Origin of the sequence: Clostridium sp. FS41 (assembly GCF_000954015.1) — a bacterium.
In the GTDB taxonomy this organism is placed as follows: domain Bacteria; phylum Bacillota; class Clostridia; order Lachnospirales; family Lachnospiraceae; genus Enterocloster; species Enterocloster citroniae.
The window spans coordinates 288,577-307,438 of sequence record NZ_JYHN01000062.1; the positions used below are offsets into that span (position 1 = coordinate 288,577).

Annotated in this window: 17 protein-coding genes; 1 reads left to right on the forward strand and 16 read right to left on the reverse strand. The window is 50.4% G+C overall.

What is annotated here, in order from left to right:
• Nucleotides 1-44: 44 nt before the first annotated feature.
• A complete protein-coding gene (locus CLFS41_RS17910; RefSeq protein ID WP_007861958.1) occupies nucleotides 45-410 on the reverse strand; it encodes a prepilin-type N-terminal cleavage/methylation domain-containing protein in 366 nt (121 codons plus the stop codon).
• A gap of 38 nt (nucleotides 411-448) precedes the next feature.
• Nucleotides 449-2,140: a GspE/PulE family protein gene (locus CLFS41_RS17915; RefSeq protein WP_045093038.1), complete on the reverse strand. Its 1,692-nt coding sequence runs from the start codon at nucleotides 2,138-2,140 to the stop codon at nucleotides 449-451.
• A gap of 68 nt (nucleotides 2,141-2,208) precedes the next feature.
• Here CLFS41_RS17915 and CLFS41_RS17920 point away from each other — a divergent pair, with 68 nt between their 5' ends.
• Complete coding sequence (locus CLFS41_RS17920; RefSeq protein ID WP_007861962.1) at nucleotides 2,209-2,967, forward strand: A24 family peptidase; 759 nt, start codon at nucleotides 2,209-2,211, stop codon at nucleotides 2,965-2,967.
• Between the two features lie 13 nt (nucleotides 2,968-2,980).
• On the opposite strand, the gene CLFS41_RS17925 is transcribed toward CLFS41_RS17920, so the two are convergent.
• The 14 genes from CLFS41_RS17925 to CLFS41_RS17985 all read right to left on the reverse strand — a co-directional run bounded on the left by CLFS41_RS17925 (nucleotide 2,981) and on the right by CLFS41_RS17985 (nucleotide 18,679).
• Nucleotides 2,981-3,781 carry a hypothetical protein gene (locus CLFS41_RS17925; RefSeq protein WP_347468607.1) on the reverse strand — a complete coding sequence of 267 codons (801 nt, stop codon included), beginning with the start codon at nucleotides 3,779-3,781 and terminating at the stop codon, nucleotides 2,981-2,983.
• The gene (locus CLFS41_RS17930; RefSeq protein ID WP_045093039.1) at nucleotides 3,771-4,319 is read right to left on the reverse strand and encodes a type II secretion system protein; all 549 of its coding nucleotides are present in this window, start codon (nucleotides 4,317-4,319) and stop codon (nucleotides 3,771-3,773) included. The genes CLFS41_RS17925 and CLFS41_RS17930 overlap by 11 nt, the downstream gene beginning before the upstream one ends.
• A gap of 3 nt (nucleotides 4,320-4,322) precedes the next feature.
• On the reverse strand, nucleotides 4,323-4,697 hold the full coding sequence (locus CLFS41_RS17935; RefSeq protein ID WP_007861965.1) for a prepilin-type N-terminal cleavage/methylation domain-containing protein: 375 nt from the start codon (nucleotides 4,695-4,697) through the stop codon (nucleotides 4,323-4,325).
• On the reverse strand, nucleotides 4,681-5,316 hold the full coding sequence (locus CLFS41_RS17940) for a hypothetical protein (protein WP_045093040.1): 636 nt from the start codon (nucleotides 5,314-5,316) through the stop codon (nucleotides 4,681-4,683). The genes CLFS41_RS17935 and CLFS41_RS17940 overlap by 17 nt, the downstream gene beginning before the upstream one ends.
• Entirely contained in the window at nucleotides 5,303-6,814 is a 1,512-nt protein-coding gene (locus CLFS41_RS29085; RefSeq protein WP_052665802.1) for a hypothetical protein, read from the reverse strand. The genes CLFS41_RS17940 and CLFS41_RS29085 overlap by 14 nt, the downstream gene beginning before the upstream one ends.
• 43 nt (nucleotides 6,815-6,857) lie before the next feature.
• Nucleotides 6,858-8,048 carry a type II secretion system F family protein gene (locus CLFS41_RS17950; protein WP_045093041.1) on the reverse strand — a complete coding sequence of 397 codons (1,191 nt, stop codon included), beginning with the start codon at nucleotides 8,046-8,048 and terminating at the stop codon, nucleotides 6,858-6,860.
• Between the two features lie 95 nt (nucleotides 8,049-8,143).
• Complete coding sequence (locus tag CLFS41_RS29500; RefSeq protein ID WP_082082625.1) at nucleotides 8,144-8,323, reverse strand: DUF4250 domain-containing protein; 180 nt, start codon at nucleotides 8,321-8,323, stop codon at nucleotides 8,144-8,146.
• Nucleotides 8,324-8,625: 302 nt separating this feature from the next.
• Nucleotides 8,626-11,217, reverse strand: a complete 2,592-nt coding sequence (gene clpB, locus CLFS41_RS17955) for an ATP-dependent chaperone ClpB (protein WP_045093073.1) — start codon at nucleotides 11,215-11,217, stop codon at nucleotides 8,626-8,628.
• A gap of 263 nt (nucleotides 11,218-11,480) precedes the next feature.
• Nucleotides 11,481-12,317: a hypothetical protein gene (locus CLFS41_RS17960; RefSeq protein ID WP_045093042.1), complete on the reverse strand. Its 837-nt coding sequence runs from the start codon at nucleotides 12,315-12,317 to the stop codon at nucleotides 11,481-11,483.
• A 163-nt stretch (nucleotides 12,318-12,480) separates the two neighbouring features.
• Nucleotides 12,481-13,314: a purine-nucleoside phosphorylase gene (locus tag CLFS41_RS17965; protein WP_045093043.1), complete on the reverse strand. Its 834-nt coding sequence runs from the start codon at nucleotides 13,312-13,314 to the stop codon at nucleotides 12,481-12,483.
• A gap of 107 nt (nucleotides 13,315-13,421) precedes the next feature.
• A complete protein-coding gene (locus tag CLFS41_RS17970) occupies nucleotides 13,422-14,459 on the reverse strand; it encodes a hypothetical protein (protein ID WP_052665804.1) in 1,038 nt (345 codons plus the stop codon).
• Nucleotides 14,460-14,866: 407 nt separating this feature from the next.
• Entirely contained in the window at nucleotides 14,867-16,204 is a 1,338-nt protein-coding gene (locus CLFS41_RS17975) for an alanine/glycine:cation symporter family protein (RefSeq protein ID WP_007861978.1), read from the reverse strand.
• A gap of 119 nt (nucleotides 16,205-16,323) precedes the next feature.
• Nucleotides 16,324-17,313 (reverse strand): histidinol-phosphatase, encoded by a 990-nt coding sequence (locus CLFS41_RS17980; RefSeq protein WP_045093044.1) that lies wholly within the window; start codon nucleotides 17,311-17,313, stop codon nucleotides 16,324-16,326.
• A 61-nt stretch (nucleotides 17,314-17,374) separates the two neighbouring features.
• On the reverse strand, nucleotides 17,375-18,679 hold the full coding sequence (locus CLFS41_RS17985; RefSeq protein WP_045093045.1) for an MFS transporter: 1,305 nt from the start codon (nucleotides 18,677-18,679) through the stop codon (nucleotides 17,375-17,377).
• Between the last annotated feature and the right edge of the window lie 183 nt (nucleotides 18,680-18,862).

Here is an 18,862-nt window from a genome sequence, read left to right on the forward strand (position 1 = left end):
CCTGTCATTCAGCTGATCATGGCTCATTGTACCACAAAAGCAGATTAGTTTCCACTGCTGCTCTCAATCTCACCCTTGCCTTCCGATCCGGGATACACGGCTTTATATTGGATTCCGTTTATTTCACCTTCCCAGTAAGCTGAATTCTTATCCTTATCATAGTTGTAGTCCTGTGTTTCAGAAGACAGCATCAGTCCTGCGTCCAGCATCTCCTGCTGTGTTTTCCCAAGTGTATAATTGGACCTGGCATTTGATATGGCTACCTGACGGGCTGATTTGTCCTGTATTCCCCGGTAGGACGGAACTGCCAGCGCCACCAGGATCCCAAGTATGGCAATGACGCAGATCAGTTCTATGAGGGTAAATCCATCCCTGCCCTTGGCCTTCTTCTTTATCCTTTGCATTTTCATTGTTATGATTCCTCTTTTCTTTTAATATAACATATATCCTATTCCACGGAATAGATGATTTTTTCAGCCTCTTCCATACTGGTTTCCCCCTCCAGGACCATCTGAAGCACGTATTCTTTTATAGACTTAAGTCCTCTCTTTCTCTGATACAGGCGGATATCCCTGGGAAGCGCGTCATCCAGTATCATGGACTTCACTTCCTCATCCACCTCCATCAGCTCGTAGACGGCTTTTCTTCTGATATATCCCGTTCCACTGCAGCAGGGACATCCCACCGCCCTGAATAAAGACTCCGGTTCCTTTAATCCCATCTCACCAAATAACCGCTTCTCCCTCTCATCCGGCGCATATGGCTTACGGCATTCCGGACACAGCAGCTTGACCAGACGCTGTGACACAATTCCGGAAAGGGCCGCCGCCGCCATATAGGGCGGCACACCCATGTTGCGCAGACGGTTAATGGTGGAAGCACAGTCATTGGTATGAAGGGTGGAAAGCACCAGATGCCCTGTGATGGCAGCTCTTACGCCAATGGACACTGTTTCCTCATCCCGCATCTCACCCACCATGATCACATCCGGATCCTGTCTTAAAATGGAGCGGAGCGCTGTGGCAAATGTAAGGCCTGATTTTGGATTGATCTGCACCTGGGTGATTCCCTCGATCACCTTTTCCACAGGATCTTCCACTGTAACCACGTTGATCTTCTTTTTCACAATGCGGCTGAGCACCGCATAGAGCGTGGTGGTTTTGCCGCTTCCCGTGGGACCGGTCACCAACACGATCCCATGAGGCACCTTGAGGATGCGTTCAAATACTTCCCTCTGTTCCTCATTCATGCCAAGGCGCTTTATATCCATCAGGGAATTATCCCTGTCATTTCCTAAAAGTCTGAGCACCACCTTCTCCCCAAAGATAGTGGGCAGGGTGGAAATCCTCAGATCAGTGGACACGGATGCCTTCTCATAGTGATACTTTCCATCCTGCGGAAGACGTTTCTCCGCAATATCCATACCGGCCATCAGCTTAAGGCGTGTCACCATGGGACGGTGATATTCCATTTCCAGGGTAGTATGGACGATCAGGTCACCGTTGATCCTCATGCGGATCACAAGATCATGCTTGCCCGGCTCCACATGGATATCACTGGCATTTCTGGAATAGGCGTTCTCTATGATGGCGTTGACCATGCGGACTACCGGCGCACTCTCCACCCGCTCCATGAACAGAAGCTCGTTCTGCCGGTCCAAAGAGGAGATGTCCATGGCTTCCCCTGAACCGCCAAACCTTTCCCGGCTGCTTCCATAAGTTTTCTCAATGGCCTTCTCCATTGCACAGGAGGTTACAAGCATGGCTTTTACCTCCATGCCTGTTATGGTGGCTGTCTCATCCAGTATGTCCTGGTCCATGGGATAGGCGGCTGCCACCACCAATCTGTCTCCGTCAAAATCAATGGGAATGATCCTGTTGCGCTCCGCAAATGCAGGAGAAACCATATCGGCCGCTTTCAGGTCGATCCTTATATCATCCAGATTCACCACAGGTACATGGTCTCTCAGAGCGGCACACTGGATCACTGCTTCCTCGGTCACATAACCCAGATCCATCAGAAGTTCTTCCACTGACTGGTCCATGTCCTGCCCCCTGAAATGCATGGCACGGTCCAGCTGGTTCTGCGTCAGGTAATGATGCTTTACCAGCAGTTCCTCTATTGTCAATTTATTTGGCACTGGTTGTCTCCTTTCAATTATAGTGGTATAATTCCCTTAATCAGAATTCAGTTTTAAAGAGGTCCTATATGAATCCATTGTACCCAGTTATATATGCATTGTTCGGCGCTGTCACGGGAAGCTTTCTCAACGTATGTATCATGCGGATTCCCAAAGGTGAAACCTTTGTCACCGGACGTTCCCATTGTCCCTCCTGCCAAAGGCAGCTGCCCGCCATTGACATGATACCTGTCCTTTCCTGGCTGTTCCTCAGAGGGAAATGCCGCTTCTGCCGCACAGCCGTCTCTCCCCAATATCCGATCGTGGAGGCGGGGAGTGCCTTGATCTTTTATTTGTGCTGCCTGGTCAAAGGCCCCGGAGCAGAGTCCGTTATCCTGTGCGCCTTTGCATCCCTCCTGACCGTTGCGGCCTGGATTGACGCAAGATATTTATATATTCCCGATGGGATCCATATACTCATCCTGCTTCTTGGACTGGCATCCATTATCCTATGCCGCCGGCCCGGGATCCTGGAACGCATGGCGGGTTCGTTTATCTGCGGCGGTTTTCTGGAAATACTCCGAATCCTTACCAGGGGAGGCGTGGGCGGAGGAGATGTAAAACTTCTGGCTTCCAGCGGTTTTCTTCTTGGTGCCAGAGCCGGAATAGCCTCTGTCTTCATGGCTTATGTGATAGCCGGCCTGTGGTATCTTATCCCTCTGCTCAGGGGCCGGGTAAACGGCAAGACAAGCGCACCCATGGCGCCCTTCTTTGGCCTGTCCCTTATGGTATGCGGACTGTGGTACAGCGAGATCATAACCTGGTATCTGGGTCTGTTTCTTCCGTAAACAGATCCTGTTCCTATTCGTCCCCTTCCTCATAATAGCGGTAAACACCATTTCCATCCAGGTATACCCGTTCCCCTCTTGACCTCCGATACATGCTGCCCCTGTCGATCACGGCTCCGTCACTGTGATCAAACACAATGTCCGCTTTCAGCGAAAATGTATACCCATTACAAACCACCTTGGTACTTACATTGGCAGACCTGGCAAGCGGTTTTGCCTTGACCGTAATGTCCACTGACACATCCTCATCGGGCTGTCCGCTGGTCCCCTTCATCACATATTCTTTATTCCCAAGGGCATGGTAAAGATACCGCTCCCACCGTCCATCGATGTGGTCATGACTGCCGCCAGCCTCTTCATCCGCAGCCGCTTCCACGCGCTCATCCACATTTTCCGCGGAATCTTCTACTGCTTCCTTTTCCGCGGCATCCTCTTCCGCGGCGTCATCTTCCACAGCGTCATCTTCCGCAGCGTCCTCATTTTCCTCTTCGTCCGCCATCATTTCCTCATATTCTTCACGTACCATGTCACGGTCCGACTCAAAGCACTGCCAGATACTGTTCATGACGTCTGACTCTCCGCCTCCCACCGATTCACAAAAGGTACGGTGGATGGTCTTGGCCGTAAGCTGTGCTTCCATATATTTTCTGCTGTTCAGGGTGGACTGCATGTTGAACTTGGAAATGGTCATATATCCGCAGGAAAATACGGTCAGAAGGGTGACGAAAAGAACTACATAGATCATACTGCTGCCCCTGTCACCACCGCCCGGCATGCCATGGCCAGCAGCCCCGTCCTTCCTGTTACCACCCAACAACATCATCTCCCTCAATCTCATAATCATACATGGAACGTATGACCACTTCCTGTTCATAAACCTGCTCCTCTTCCTTTTTCACCACAAGGAGAGCCCTGACTTCCCTGCTTGTGGTTCCCCCAAAATCCAGTTCCAGAGTCATGCCGTCCATCTCCTCCACCTCAAGATCCCCGGCAGCAATACGGGGCCATTTGTCCATGGGCGGAAGCATCTCATAAACGGAACCGTCAGACTCGTGTACGGACTCATAGGGCTCGGTCTTTCTTATATAATATGCCAACTCATCCGGGCGGTCGGGATCTGCATGATACACATATCCATACCGCAGCACCTTCTCCAGCTTCACATACGCCTCTGCGCACATTGCCTTTGCCTGGGACAACTGGTCGAACTCATTATACAGCCCGATCTGCGGGCGTATGAATCCTATGGCAAATACGGTCACCACCGCAGTGATGGCCAATGCTATTACTGTTTCCAATAGTGTAAATCCCCTGCTGCCTGTCATATCTCCCTTTGATGATCGATTATCCATTCTCTACCTGTGCCTATATACTATAATTGAATACCCAGGACCCGAACAGTCCCCAAATTCCTCATCCCTGCCTTCGTCCTCCCTGACACTGTACTGATAAAATATTTCCTCAGCCCCTGCATCCGGATAGCCGGAGTCCCCTTCCATGGAAAACTCCACCACCAGCTCCGCACCTGTGGCTTCTCCCAATCCTTCTTCCGCCATGGCGCTGAGCCTGTAATTGGACTGGTCCAGTCTGTGCTCCTTTGCCAGAAGACCTGTATTGGCCCCTGTCATCATAAGGAATCCTGTGGCTGTAACCATCAAAAGTGCGGTGGACGCAATCACCTCGATCAGCGTAAACCCTTCCCTGCCACGTTTTCTATTCCGTTTCTTCATAATAATATCTGACCTCCACCATACCGCTCAAGACGCTGCTCCCCGCCTGACTGTTCTCCGCCTGACTGTTCCCACTGGGGCTGGCTGTCCTGCCATCCGCCTCCCCGTCCTTTTCCTTCAGATCAATGTAACTGATAAAAAGACTTGCCGGCTCCTCATAAACCTCATCCACAAAATTTTTAACCTGTTCCACTCCGGGACAGTTGACTTCCATGGTAATAACGGTTTCCATCATCACATGATCGGCTGCCCAAGTGCTCACCTTCTCTGCTTCCTCATCCATGGGAAGAGGGCCGTTGATACTCATCCTCACGATCTCCACGCCGGAGCGTTTGGCAATTTCCTGGAGATGGAGGTCCATAAACGCATCATCTATGTCATGGTAAAAGAATTCATCATCCTCCTCACCGTCCAATTCCTTAAGCCTTTCCTCTAAGTCAGAGAACTGTTCCAAATACAGGTCCATCCTGTCCTTTTCTCCCTCCAGTTCCAGCAGATCCTCCCTGGTCCGGATCAGTTTTTCATATTCGGGTCCGATCAGGAGTTTAAAGGCCATGGTCCACAGGAGTACAAGTATCAAAATGCCTATGAGGAAACGTTCCCTTTTACTGAATCTCATTCTGACCTCCCTGTTCCAGGACACCCCTGACCGATGAATAGACTCTCCAGCCGTCCACATCCTCCCGTTTCTCCCACAAGGTGTGGCTTACCTCCCTGAATATGCCGGAGGATCTCACTTGTTCCACATAAGCGGGTACTTGGGCCGGATCCTTCTGGGAGATGACCATTTCCAGATAAGAGGCGTGACCGCGCTCGTAAACCACGGATCCCACCTGCATGTCCGGCTCCATGGCCTCTGTAAACGCCTCAAAATGCTCTTTTCTCAGATAGCTGGATGCAGCCTTCCTGGCTATCTCCGCCGCATTCCTGCGGGCGGCCTCCTCCACCATACGGCTGTCCAGATTCTGTATCTTCTGGTAGCGCTCCCTGTACTCCGTGGCATTCATGGCCCTGCGAAGGCTCACCATATCCTGATACGTCTGATGACTGAGCGCCTGTATATAAACAAAGATTCCCGCAGCCACTGCTGCATTTGCAAGGAGGAACAGGGCAAATCCCCTGGACATTATCCTGGATAATCCCCTGAATAAGCCGTCACCCTCCCCGTCCCGGAGCGCTTTTAAGTTCAAAATCCCGGGTGCCCGCCTGCTTTGGGCCACGATCGCGGCCAGGGCACCGGGACTGACGGACCCCGGATCCACATTCATCTCCATGTTGCGGCGAAGTGCCTTGGCATCCGGTTCCACCGACACATTAAAATTAGTGCATGTGCATGGAAGATTAAAATATTGTTCCATAAAGGCAATCGCCTCATTTATGTCTGAGAGGCAGTTTCCGGCCAGTACAATGCGTTCAGGTCCGTATGATCCGCAATCCGTTTCAACCTGGCGCCGGATCTGTTCCGCCTGTTCCGCTATTTCCTCATACAAAAGTTTCCGGGCGTTCCGCTCACAAAATCTGCCGGCTTTTAAGGGAGTACTCCGCCATGCCAGACAGTGGCCGCTTGACACTGCATACAGGCCCAGCCCCTCCTTTTCCACATCGATCAATATACTATTGCGCGTTTTACACAGGATCTGGGCTGCCGCCGCGGCACAGTCAGGCACCAGAAAAGTGGATCCATGAAGGATCCCGGCCTGTTCCATGGCATCTGTGTATACATCCAGCTTTTCCTTTTCCATATAATAGACCATAACAGGAATATGGCGTTCTCCAAATCCCCTCTGGATATCCACTGCAGCCAGGCAGTCCGCTTTGCATTTTCCCTCTGCGACAAGCTCATTTCCGGCCATACGCCTCAATGCCCGGTCCCCGGACTTGGGAAGCAGCACTTTCATATAGGAAAGGTCACGTCCCAGCACCAGGTTAACCTTTCTTCCCGCCAGGTCGTGCGCTTTTGCCAGGCACATGAATACGCCCTTCATGTCTGCGTCCGCGGACACACTCCGGGCATCCTGTACCACGATCCTTCCACGGCCCGGGTCACGGCCCGGTTTCCTGTATGTTCCGCAGACATATGTAATCTCATGTTCTTCCACACATATATAATGTTTCATCCTAAGTCTCCGTTCCGCCTTACGCATAGACGTCATTTTCCTCTTACAGCATCGAAGAATACATATTAAAGACAGGTATCATCACAGCCATGACAATGGAGCCAACGATCAATGCCATAAACAGGATCATCACCGGTTCTAAAAGGGCAACCATCTGTCCCAGGGCTCTTCCGGCCTCCCGCTGATAATAACCGCCTGCCTCAGACAATACGGTATCCAAAGCTCCTGATTCTTCACCTGCCACCACCATGGATATCAGGATCGGATGAAAAACATCCAGTTCCTTCAGTACCTGGGAAAGCATTTCTCCCCTTTTCATGTTCTCCGCCGCCCGTTCCAGGCATTTCTCCACATATGTATTGCCAATGACACGCCCTGAAGCATGGATGGCATCCAAAATCCCAACGCCGCTTCCATACAGCACCGCAAAGGTGGAAGCAAAGCGCGAGGTCTCAACTGTTCTCAATAGTTTACCAATAACCGGAATATGGAGGATAGCCCGGTCAGCCTTTAACCGGACAGAAGGAATCATAAGAACTCCCATGGACAGGGCAATAAAAACCATTATCAATATCATATAATACAATCCGTAGTTTCTCAAGCTGATACTTACTCCCATCATCAAACGTGTAATCCAGGGAAGCTCCTGTTCCTCCATCATGGAAGCAAACTGGGGTAATACCGTTGTCAGCATAAAGACGGAAGCAATCACCGTGATGCAAAACAGGATGACAGGGTATGTCATAGCCGTCCGCACCTTACCATTCAGTTCTTCCTCGCGGTCATAATACTCAGCCATCCTTTCAAGCATATGATCCAGCGTCCCACTGGCTTCACCTGTCTGAACCATATAGACCAATAGTTTGGGAAATGCTCCCGGCATCTCCTCCATGGCTTCATAAAGGGTCCGCCCTTTATGGACACTTTCCCTTAATTTAATCAACGTTTCTTTCACCGTCCGGTCCTGGGACGACTCATAGCTGACAGCCAGGGCTCTGGAAAGAGGAACCCCTGCGGCCAACATGGCCGCTAACTGTCTGCACAGAGGAGGAAGCATCTTCCCCTTCAGCCTTACCGGGCGAAGTTTTGTCCCCGCCTCCAAGGAATGATAATCCATACAGTAAAGCCCCTTAAACCGCAGGCCTTTAAGGAGGGCATCCTCATCCGCCGCCTCCATAACTCCCTTAAAGACCTTTCCATCCAAGTTCTTTGCCTTATATCTGTAACGCGGCACAGGAAACACCCCCTTTTATATTTGCCCACGACTAAAAACCGGCCTCATCTGAATGGATCAGACAAAGCCGGCATTTTACCCCGATATATAATTGATTAACGGAAACAATTCTGAGCCGGCTCATAGCGATAACCAATGCCTGACAACACAGATATAATATTCGATTGATCCGTATCCAGCGCCTGGCACATCTCTTCCAGAGAATTATAATTGTCACGGAGCTGTGTATTAACATAACTTAATAATATAATAGGATCTTTTGGAAGGGTGTTCACATGTTTTACCTGCCTTTTAATCTGTTATAGTCCTGAACCAAACGGTGAATTTCATTTCAGCCGAAACGATTATATCACCTGCAAGTAACGTTTTCAACATTAATTTGGGGTATTTTCTCGTTTTTTTACCGCGATTTGTAAGTTGTTGGAATTAAATTTCATTATTAGAAGTATTCAGATAATATTTCATAAGAATATTTATGTAATCCTATCCTTGTATTAGTAAATATATGTAAAAACCACAGGGTTCCATACAAAAACCCTGTGGTTTTACCTACTCTTCTGCTCTGTTGTATTTAATCCTATTCCACATAGGCGATCAGTCTGCTGCCATCCTCAGCCACATCAACTACAATGGTATTGCCTTCCCTTACTCCATCGCCCAGAATGATCTTGGCAGCCAATGTCTCCACATGTTTCTGGAGATACCGTTTCAGGGGACGGGCACCATACACGGGATCATAGCCGCGCTCGGTGATAAACTCCTTTGCGCTGTCCGTAAGTTCAATGGTAAGGTTCCTGTCGGACAGGCGTTTATTCAGATCAGCCACACACAGATCCACAATACGGCTGATATTCTCTCTGGTCAGAGGTTTGAACAGGATCATCTCATCCAGCCTGTTCAGGAACTCAGGGCGGAAGTGGACCCTTAGGTCGTTCATGACCGCTGCCTCTGCCTCGGGCCTGATCTGCCCCTGGCTGTCGATTCCCTCCAGCAGGTACTGGGATCCAATATTGGAGGTGAGTATGATGATCGTATTCTTAAAGTCCACTGTCCTGCCCTGGGAATCCGTAATACGTCCGTCATCCAGGACCTGGAGCAGCACATTGAATACATCCGGGTGGGCCTTCTCCACCTCGTCAAACAGCACCACGCTGTATGGCTTGCGGCGTACGGCCTCTGTCAGCTGGCCGCCCTCGTCATAACCCACATATCCTGGAGGTGCGCCGATCAGACGCGCCACGGAATGCTTTTCCATGTATTCACTCATATCAATACGGACCATGTTGGACTCGTCATCAAACAGTGCTTCCGCCAATGCCTTGGCCAATTCCGTCTTGCCAACGCCTGTGGGGCCCAGGAACAGGAATGAGCCAATGGGCTTTGTGGGATCCTTGATCCCGGCCTTGGAACGGATGATAGACTCCGTGACCTTTTGTACGCCCTCATCCTGGCCCACCACACGTTTGTGAAGAACCTCATCCAGATGCAGGGTCTTGCTTCTTTCACTCTCTGTCAGCTTTGACACCGGTACGCCGGTCCATCTGGACACGATCCTGGCAATCTCATCCTCGGTCACACTCTCGTGGACAAGGCTCAGATCCTCCTTCTTGACCCGTTCCTCCTCTGCCTCCAGCTCCTTCTGAAGCTGCGGCAGCCTGCCATACTGCAGCTCCGCCGCCTTGTTCAGGTCATAACGCTGCTTGGCATCCTGAATATCCCGGTTCACTGCTTCTATCTCTTCCCTGAGGGAGGAAAGGCGGTCCACACTTGCCTTCTCGTTCTCCCACTGGGCCTTTTTTGCCGCAAACTCATCATGGAGTTCCGCCAATTCCTTCTGCAGGTCGGCCAGACGGTCCCGGCTCAGCCGGTCAGTCTCTTTCTTAAGAGCCGCCTCCTCGATCTCCATCTGCATGATCTTCCTGGACATCTCATCCAGCTCAGCCGGCATGGTATCCAACTCCGTCTTGATCATGGCACAGGCCTCATCCACAAGGTCAATGGCCTTATCCGGAAGGAAACGGTCTGAGATATAGCGGTCTGACAATGTAGCTGCGCTGACCAGGGCGGAGTCTGTGATCTTCACGCCGTGGAATACTTCATACCTCTCCTTAAGTCCCCTTAAGATGGAAATGGTATCCTCCACCGATGGCTCATCCACCAGTACGGGCTGGAACCTGCGTTCCAGGGCCGCATCCTTTTCAATATACTGTCTGTACTCATTCAATGTGGTGGCGCCGATACAGTGAAGTTCCCCTCTTGCCAGCATTGGCTTTAACATATTGCCTGCATCCATGGAGCCCTCTGTCTTACCTGCACCCACAATGGTATGGAGTTCATCGATAAACAGGATGATCTGCCCATCGCTTTTTTTCACTTCCTCCAGCACTGCCTTCAGACGTTCCTCAAATTCACCCCTGTACTTGGCGCCTGCCACCAAAGCCCCCATATCCAGGGCAAACAGCTTCTTATCCTTTAACCCGTCAGGCACATCCCCCCGCACGATACGCTGGGCCAGCCCTTCCACAACAGCAGTCTTGCCAACACCGGGCTCACCGATCAATACAGGGTTATTCTTTGTCTTACGGGACAGGATGCGGACCACGTTCCTGATCTCACCGTCACGGCCGATCACAGGATCCAGCTTCTGATCCCTGGCCCGCTCCACCAGATCGTAACCATACTTCTGGAGGGTATCATAGGTGGCTTCCGGATTATCCGTCACCACTCTCTGGTTGCCCCTGACCGTGGACAGGGCCTGCAGGAATGTTTCCCTTGTAATATTATAAAGCTTAAACAGCGCCTTAATATCCTTGTTGGAATGCTTGAGAAGGGATAAGAATAAATGCTCCACTGACACATACTCATCGCCCATGGCCTTGGCTTCATCCTCGCCATTGATCAGCACCTTATTCAGGTCATTGCTGATGTACAGCTGCCCGCCTCCGCTTACTTTTGTAAGGCGTTCAACCGCCTGTTTCGCTTCATTGGTAAACATATCGCCCTGGATCCCCATCTTGGTGATCAGTTTAAGGATCAGACTGTCATCCAGGGTCAGCAGACTGTAGAGCAGGTGCTGCTGATCGATCTGCTGGTTTCCATACTCATATGCCAGCTTTTCGCAGTTCTGCACTGCTTCCATTGATTTTTGCGTAAATTTATTAATATTCATCGCCCATTCCCCTTTCTCTGTCTCCTCCGCCATAGAAGTATGTATCATAACCTCATAATCTTGTTCATAGGATACGTATCTTCCGGAACGGATGGAAATCGGAATTGTGCTGCGGTTTTCTTTGTTCTAGTCGTACTATAACACATGTTGTTAGCACTGTCAAGGGTAGAGTGCTAATTTTTTCAAAATGAGGGGGAGGGTAAAAGACAAAAAACCGGCCTCTGCTTCCCGCAAAGGCCGATCCTCAATCTCTGTCTTTTTATTTACTTTACTCCGGTAGCCTTAATTGTCTTATCTGTAAGTGTGCCCTCATAGATCACAGTAGCCGTATCCCCTACCTTTACTCCGTCAAACATTCCTTCGGTTCCCAGGAATGTGAACAGGGTATTTTCAGGATCCACTGTATCCAGTACCACGTAGTCAGATTTTACTTCCGCAACCTTGCCTGTCAGGGCATTCACCTTGGCATCCGGCGTGTCTTTGGCATCTTCGGTCACGATCTTTGTTGCAACCGGCTTATCTTCCTCGTCCTCCAGATCTCCGTAGAATGTCACATCAGCGTTCACGCCTGCCTTGATGCCTCCCTTAGTCACCTTCTGGGCGATCAGGGCGTTAAATGTATAAGTACCGTCCTCTGTTTTCAGAGTCACTGTCTTGTCATCGGCCTTCTCAATGGTCCCGCTTATGATCTCATCGTTCTCTGCGGCAGCTTCTGCCTCTGCTTCCTCAGCAGCGGATGTAATGATCTCAACGGATTTTGCCTTGGTGACATCCTGTGACATCTCACCGTTAAACGTTACCTCTACCTCGTCACCCACACCAATGGCGTCCGCTCCTGTGATCTCGGCGTCTGTAATATCAAACTTTACTGCTTTGTCCTCACCCTCTGCAACGGTTATGATCTTATCATTTACCTCGCCAACAAAACCATAGAAGTAATCCTCTTCCAGGTCATCTTCAGCCTCGGCGGATGCTGTGGCGGCTTCTGTTGTCTGGGCTTGTGTTGTAGTTGGTGCTGTGGTCTCATTTGTCTTTGAAGAACACGCTGTCATCCCCAGGGCCAGGGCCATGACTGCGATCGTTAAATAGTGTTTTTTCATAATGGATCTCCTCTTTTCTATTGCTGACACATGCTGCATTTAAACGCTGGAGGCGGAAAACGGGTTATCCCATACATGTTAATGCCCCCGCCGCGTTCACGATACATATTACTACGAAAAACACTATTTTACTATGTCTTTTTCTTTAATTTTTCCTAAACAATTAAGAAATCCCCATTCTTCCAATGGACTCCCATACCAGCTTTTTGAACAGAGGCGCCACCCTGTCCGAGGTTTCCTGGACCTCCTCATGGGACAGAGGGACATCCGTCATTCCGCAGGCCAGGTTGGAAATACAGGAGATCCCGCATATTCTCATTCCCATGTGATTGGCAGCCACTGCCTCGCACGCGGTACTCATTCCCACAGCGTCACCTCCCAGGATCCTGCACATCTTCACCTCCTGGGGGCTTTCATAGGCAGGACCTGTGAGCTGCACATAGACACCTTCCTTAAGTTGAATATCCAGCTCACGTGCCGTGTCCCTGATCATAGTTATCAGGTCTTCATCATAGATATGGCTCATGTCCGCAAACCTTGGCCCCAGCTCATCCAGATTGGCTCCGATCAGGGGGGATGGTACAAAGCAGGATATCTGGTCCTTGATCAGCATAAAATCCCCGGCCGCAAAGTCAAAATTCACTCCCCCGGCCGCATTGGTCAGAAACAGGATCTGGGCACCCATCAGTTTCATCAGGCGGATGGGAAGCACCACATCGGTCATGGGATATCCTTCATAGTAGTGCACCCGGCCCTGCATCATCACCGCAGGAACCCCATTGATATGGGCAAATACAAAACGCCCCTTGTGTCCGGGCACTGTGGACACCGGGAACCCCTGTATGTCATGATAGTCAATGGTGTCTTCCACCTCCACCTGTTCCGCAAAATCCCCAAGTCCTGACCCCAGCACCAAAGCCACCTTTGGTTTAAAGGGAAGCCTGTCCTTTACGCTGTCATAACAGTTCATTAATTTTTCATATACCGGATTTGTCATGTCTGTTCTCCTTCTCATCAATCTGTACCCTCCATGCACAAAGGGCTCACACGCCCTAAATCCACTTAGGGTGTCAGTTAAAGTATATCATAGACCCGGCCGCTGCCTCAACCATGAATCTCAGGCAGACACCGCTCCTGTCTTTCCCTCCTCCTTTTCTTAAGCCATCCTGCGGACAAGATAAGGATTCCCACCCCAATGCCCACAAGGCCGGCTCCCACCGTGATCACAAAACCGCTGCGCACCCAGTACCACAGCGGACTCTCCCGGGAAGGCCGCGCAGTGCCCGGTCCCTGATCCGTCTCATATACATCCGGCTGTTCCTCATCCACCCATATCTGAGAGGGGCGGACCGGCCGGTAGACCATTTCCAGTTCATAAGATACCGGCTCCTTTAATGATACCGTACCTTCGTAGGTGACCTCATAATCCCTCACCAGCTTCTGTCCCCTGGCCATGGCCTGCCTGCACATCTGCCCCTCGTCATCCTCAAAGGGTTCTCCCGCCCATTCCATGGACAGGATCCTGTATTCACCGGCGCTCAGCCCCATTATGCCCAGAATTTCTTCCTGCGCGCTTACAGCGGAGGCCAGTACATCGCTTCCGTCTATCACCATGGACCCCGCCTGATACTCATCCGCCCCATATGCGTGGAACAGGACAGGCGCCTCAAATCCGTCCTGCCATTCTTCCTTTGTGATCCTGGCGTCCCGTATAAAGAGTTCGCCGTCAGCCGGTCCGCCTGACAGCTCCTCCTGTACCCCAATTGACTGAGGAAACCCCTCTGCACCTTCCACTGCCGGATAAACCACCTGCTTTTCCATGCGGCGGTCCGCCATGTGTTCCGGGATCTCCTTTACTTCATACCGCTCCAGCTCAAATTGGTTTCCCTTTCTGTCCCAGTACGTTTCCTCCGGCGTTTCCGGAACCTCTGCCTGCTCCAGTTTTCTTGTAAGATACAAAAGGTCATCCGTACCCGGTTCCTGAACTGCTCCGGGCCGTGCATAGACTGATGTTACATTTGCCGTAAGACACAGCAGGATCATAAACAGGTACTTCCAGATTTCTTTCTTCCAGACGTTTCCCTTCCAGGCTGCTCCTTTTATGTTCCGGCCTTTCCGGCTATTTCCTCTTTCTTTTGTCATAACCATCCCTCCTTGGTATATTCAAATTACATTGTCATCCTTTTCTCAGGAAATGACAGACTGCAAATCCTATGAAATTATCAAGGTACGGGATCCGTGGCATACATTGTTAATGGGAAATCCGCAGGTCTCAGAAAGAAACCGCGTCTCTGCGCCAATGCACAGACAGGTGTCTGAACGAATCACCTGTGCTCATATTATACATAACCTGAAGCCAATATGCAAGGCTGAATTGGTATTTGCCTGTCAAGTTTACATGACCCAAGTTTACATGCCATATCCCTGCATATAAGATCAATACCCTCGGTGGACAAGCTACACCAAAAAGGAAAAAGCGGTACCATATCAGTCCGGCACCCCTTTTTCCATCTGTCTCTATCTATTTATATCTCCCATATATTTACATTTTATTTGGAAAAATACTCCTTTGTGGCCTTCCTGACCTGAGGGGCCAGCACCACCATTGCAATCAGGTTGGGGATGGTAAGAAGGCCCAGGGCAATGTCCTGGATGACCCATACAAGTTCAATCTCAGCCAGCGCGCCCACAATACAGAAACAGGGGAATACATACTTAAACTTGCCTGCCACCCCTGCCCCGAATATGTAGTTCAGGCCCACAAATCCAAAATACCACTGGCTCATCAGGGTGGTGGATGAAAACAGCAAAAGGCACAATGCCACCACATAGCGCAGGGGTTCCCATACACTGGCAAATGCGTTGATGGCAAGCACATTGCCCGGCGCACCGGAATCCAGAACGCCAGTGACCCCCAGAATCAGCCCCGTAATGGTACAGATGACAAAGGTATCCAGAAATACCTCGGCCACGCCTGTGATCCCCTGCTCTACAGGATGGTTTACCTGGGCGGCTGAATGGATCACAGGAGCAGATCCCTCACCTGCCTCGTTGGAATAGAGCCCACGTGCGACACCTTTTTGCATGGCCACAAGCATGGCTCCCATGGCGCCTCCCGCCATGGCGCGCATGCCGAAGGCGCCGGCAAATATATCCGCAAATACCCCCGGCACCTTGGTAATATTGGCCAGGATAATGCACATGCCTCCCACCACATAGATAACCGCCATGGACGGGACCAGGGTCTGGGCCACATGGGCCAGGCGCTTTAATCCGCCCAGGGTAATGATGAAAATAAGCAGTACAAGCACAATACCGGTGGTCAGATAGGGAACGCCGAAATTTTCCTTCATAACACCGCTTATGGTGTTGGACTGGATAAAGTTTCCTCCAATGATCTGGGTCACCATAAAGAATGCGCAGAGAGTGGCCAGCCAGGGAAGACGGAGTCCCTTCTTTATGTAGTACATGGGGCCGCCCACATAGTTGCCCTCTTCATTTTTTTCCCGGTAAAGCATGCCCAGGATGATCTCTCCGTACTTGGTAGCCATTCCCACAAAAGCAGCCACCCACATCCAAAAGATCGCTCCCATTCCTCCTGCAAGCACGGCTGTGGACACGCCCACGATATTCCCGCTTCCCACACAGGATGCAATGGCCGTACACAGAGCCTGAAAAGAAGAAATGGTTCCTGACTCTTTGGATTCCTTATCTTTTGAACGGATCGGCTCCCAGACGGTCTTCTTAATGATATAGCCAAAACGCCTGACCTGGATGCCTCCGGTCATGATGGTATAAAGAAGACCCACACCCAAAAGCACGAATAACAGCCAGTTGCCCCACAGCCAGTCGTCAAAGGTTGTCAGAATCGCCTGAAACTCTTTCATTCTTCCTTTCCTCCTCTATGTCTCAGTGTACTCTCGTAATCTCCTGGTACTCAGATTTGCGGGATGATTTTTTGTCACTGCAAAGATGGGTGCCGTGGAGACTCTGAGAGTGCCAGCATTTACCATTCCAGGTAAATGGGGTTCGTCCATGCAGTGCGGCCGTATTTGTCCACTGCCTCCACCCGTATATAGGTTTCATGGCCTTTCAGGATGTACTCACTGTGGTTCAGGGTATCCTTAAAACGCTCACCTAAAACCGTGGTTCCATCGTTGATAATATTTCCACATACAAAATTTACATGGTTCACACCGGATGTGTCAATCCATACCTTCCCGTCCTTCACGCCCCAGTCATAGATCTCAGGCCCGGATGAGGAATAGTAGTTTCCCTCCATAAAGTTCTGCACAATGCTGTCATGGTTCAGGTCCGGCGCCTGGACACAGATCCAGCCCCCGCAGGAGTCCTCGAAAAGCCCCTCATTGTGATTGTCATCGCTGGCAAACGCATTGACACGCCTGCCCATGCGCAGCATTCTGTCCCAGTAGGTCACATCATATCCTGTATTGGATTCCTGGACCGTATTATAGTTAAATATTTCCAGGGCGCTGATTCCCTCCGTATGGATAAACTCCTCCTCCGTGACCCGGCTCCAAATCGGATGGTTGTAGGTGGTAACGCATCCATGGTCCCTCAGCATATCCGCCGCCTCCTGGGCTGCCTGGGCGCCGGTCCACTCCCCAAAAAACTTCATGGGCGGAATGTACTGCATATGTCCGTATGTTCCCAGAGGAGCTGCGTCCTGCATGGCCTGGGTTCCCAGAATACCGTGGAGATGGTGTACCTTATATCTCTCATTCGTGCCCTTGGCCCGGTAGAGGATCACACTGCTCTCCACCGCGGGCAGGATGATAAATGTTTCCGTGTTAAACTGTTCCCTGAAATCCGTAAATATATCGTGCTCTGAAAAGCACATGAAATGGTATCCGTTATCCCTGTAAAGCGTTACCGACTGCTCAGGCGTAAGCATTCCGTCCGATACAGTGGTATGGCTGTGGATATTTCCCTTATACCAGTTTCCACAATTTTTAAAGCCGTGATATTCCTTCATTTTGATACCGTCCTTTCCCTGATGAACATTCCTGATTACAACACTGCCCGGCCGGTCATGATCACTCCGTCCCGGCCCCTGCCTGACATTTCTTAATGCGGTGGATCAGGAACGTGGATACCCCCACGCCTACCACAGCCCATCCGATCATGACCATAAAAACGATCCTGAATCCGGCCATTCCCGGATATCTGTCAAGAAAGCTGCCATACATTACATAAGCGAACGCATTGGGAAGATAGATGACCAGGGATGCAAGGCTCATAGCCGCTCCTGTAATCTCCTTTGGGACCCTAACCTCATCCATGGGGGCAAAGAACACGGCGCGCATGGTAAAGACAATTGCTCCAAATCCAAGGGTACATGCCGCTCCCAGGATCCAGCTTCCGCTCTTTCCCAATGCCTCGTGAGGCACCATAAGGAACAGGACCATGGCAATAATACATACTACAAATCCTGAACGGATGTGCTTGGCGGAAGATTTGTGGACCTTGTCGGACATAAAACCGCCTATGGGTCCCCCCACCATCTTAAGACCGTACTGGTTTATTATACCATACATCCCCACCGCAGTTGCGGGAAGGAAGTAAATTTGGTTTAAAAAAGGAATGAAATAGGTAAGTCCGCAGTAAATACAGTATACAGTAAAGCCATTTAATGAAACTGCCCAGATATCCACGCTCTTTAACGCCTGCATCATGCCGCCGAACGCGGCCTGTGCCTTGTTGACTTCCTTGCCGGATTCATCCACCCTTTTTTCGTCATTGGGAACAAAGATCAGACACAGGACACCCGCTGCTGCCGTGACAGCTGACAAGAACAACAGTCCGCCTCTCAGTGCAGCTGCGCCCTCGCCCATTGCCTTAAAGATTGCAAGAGCCGTGGATGCTATGATTACGTCCACAATGCCGCGGCCCATTTCCAGAAAACCGAACATACGTCCCTGGGTCTTTTCATCCCCTAACAGACGGATGGCTTTTAACAGCACCGGCCAGTATGTAACCTCCCCCAAAATAGCCATGACTCCAAATGCGGCCAAAAAGCCCCAGTACCCCGGGAAAGTGGAGAGATACACGCCCACAGCACCGAGTCCTATGAGGGATCCTCCTATCATATATTTCTTGCTGAACATGTCACAGATATAAATTCCTGCAATCAGACCAATGGTCTGGACAATACCGTAGGCACTCAGGGCTCCGCCGATCTGGGTGTTGCTAAGCCCCATAAACTGCTGCATGGGCACATAGAACATATCCTTCATTGATGAAAGCTTAAATGCGATTCCTCCTGAAAGTGTGAGGATACAGAATACCAGCCAGCGGTTGGGAGCTGCTTTTACTATCTTTGCCCTTGTTTCATTACTCATATCAATTAATCTCCTTTCATTCCCTGTAAAATATCACGAGCTCAACCAAATACCTCGTTACGAACATAGTATATCTGCTTTTAATTGGGTTTTCAAGCAGATTCGCAATAATATCAAATTTTTTCGCAATTATAACAAATTTTTTGTTGGTTTTTTGTGCATTTAGCATCTATAAACTTGTGA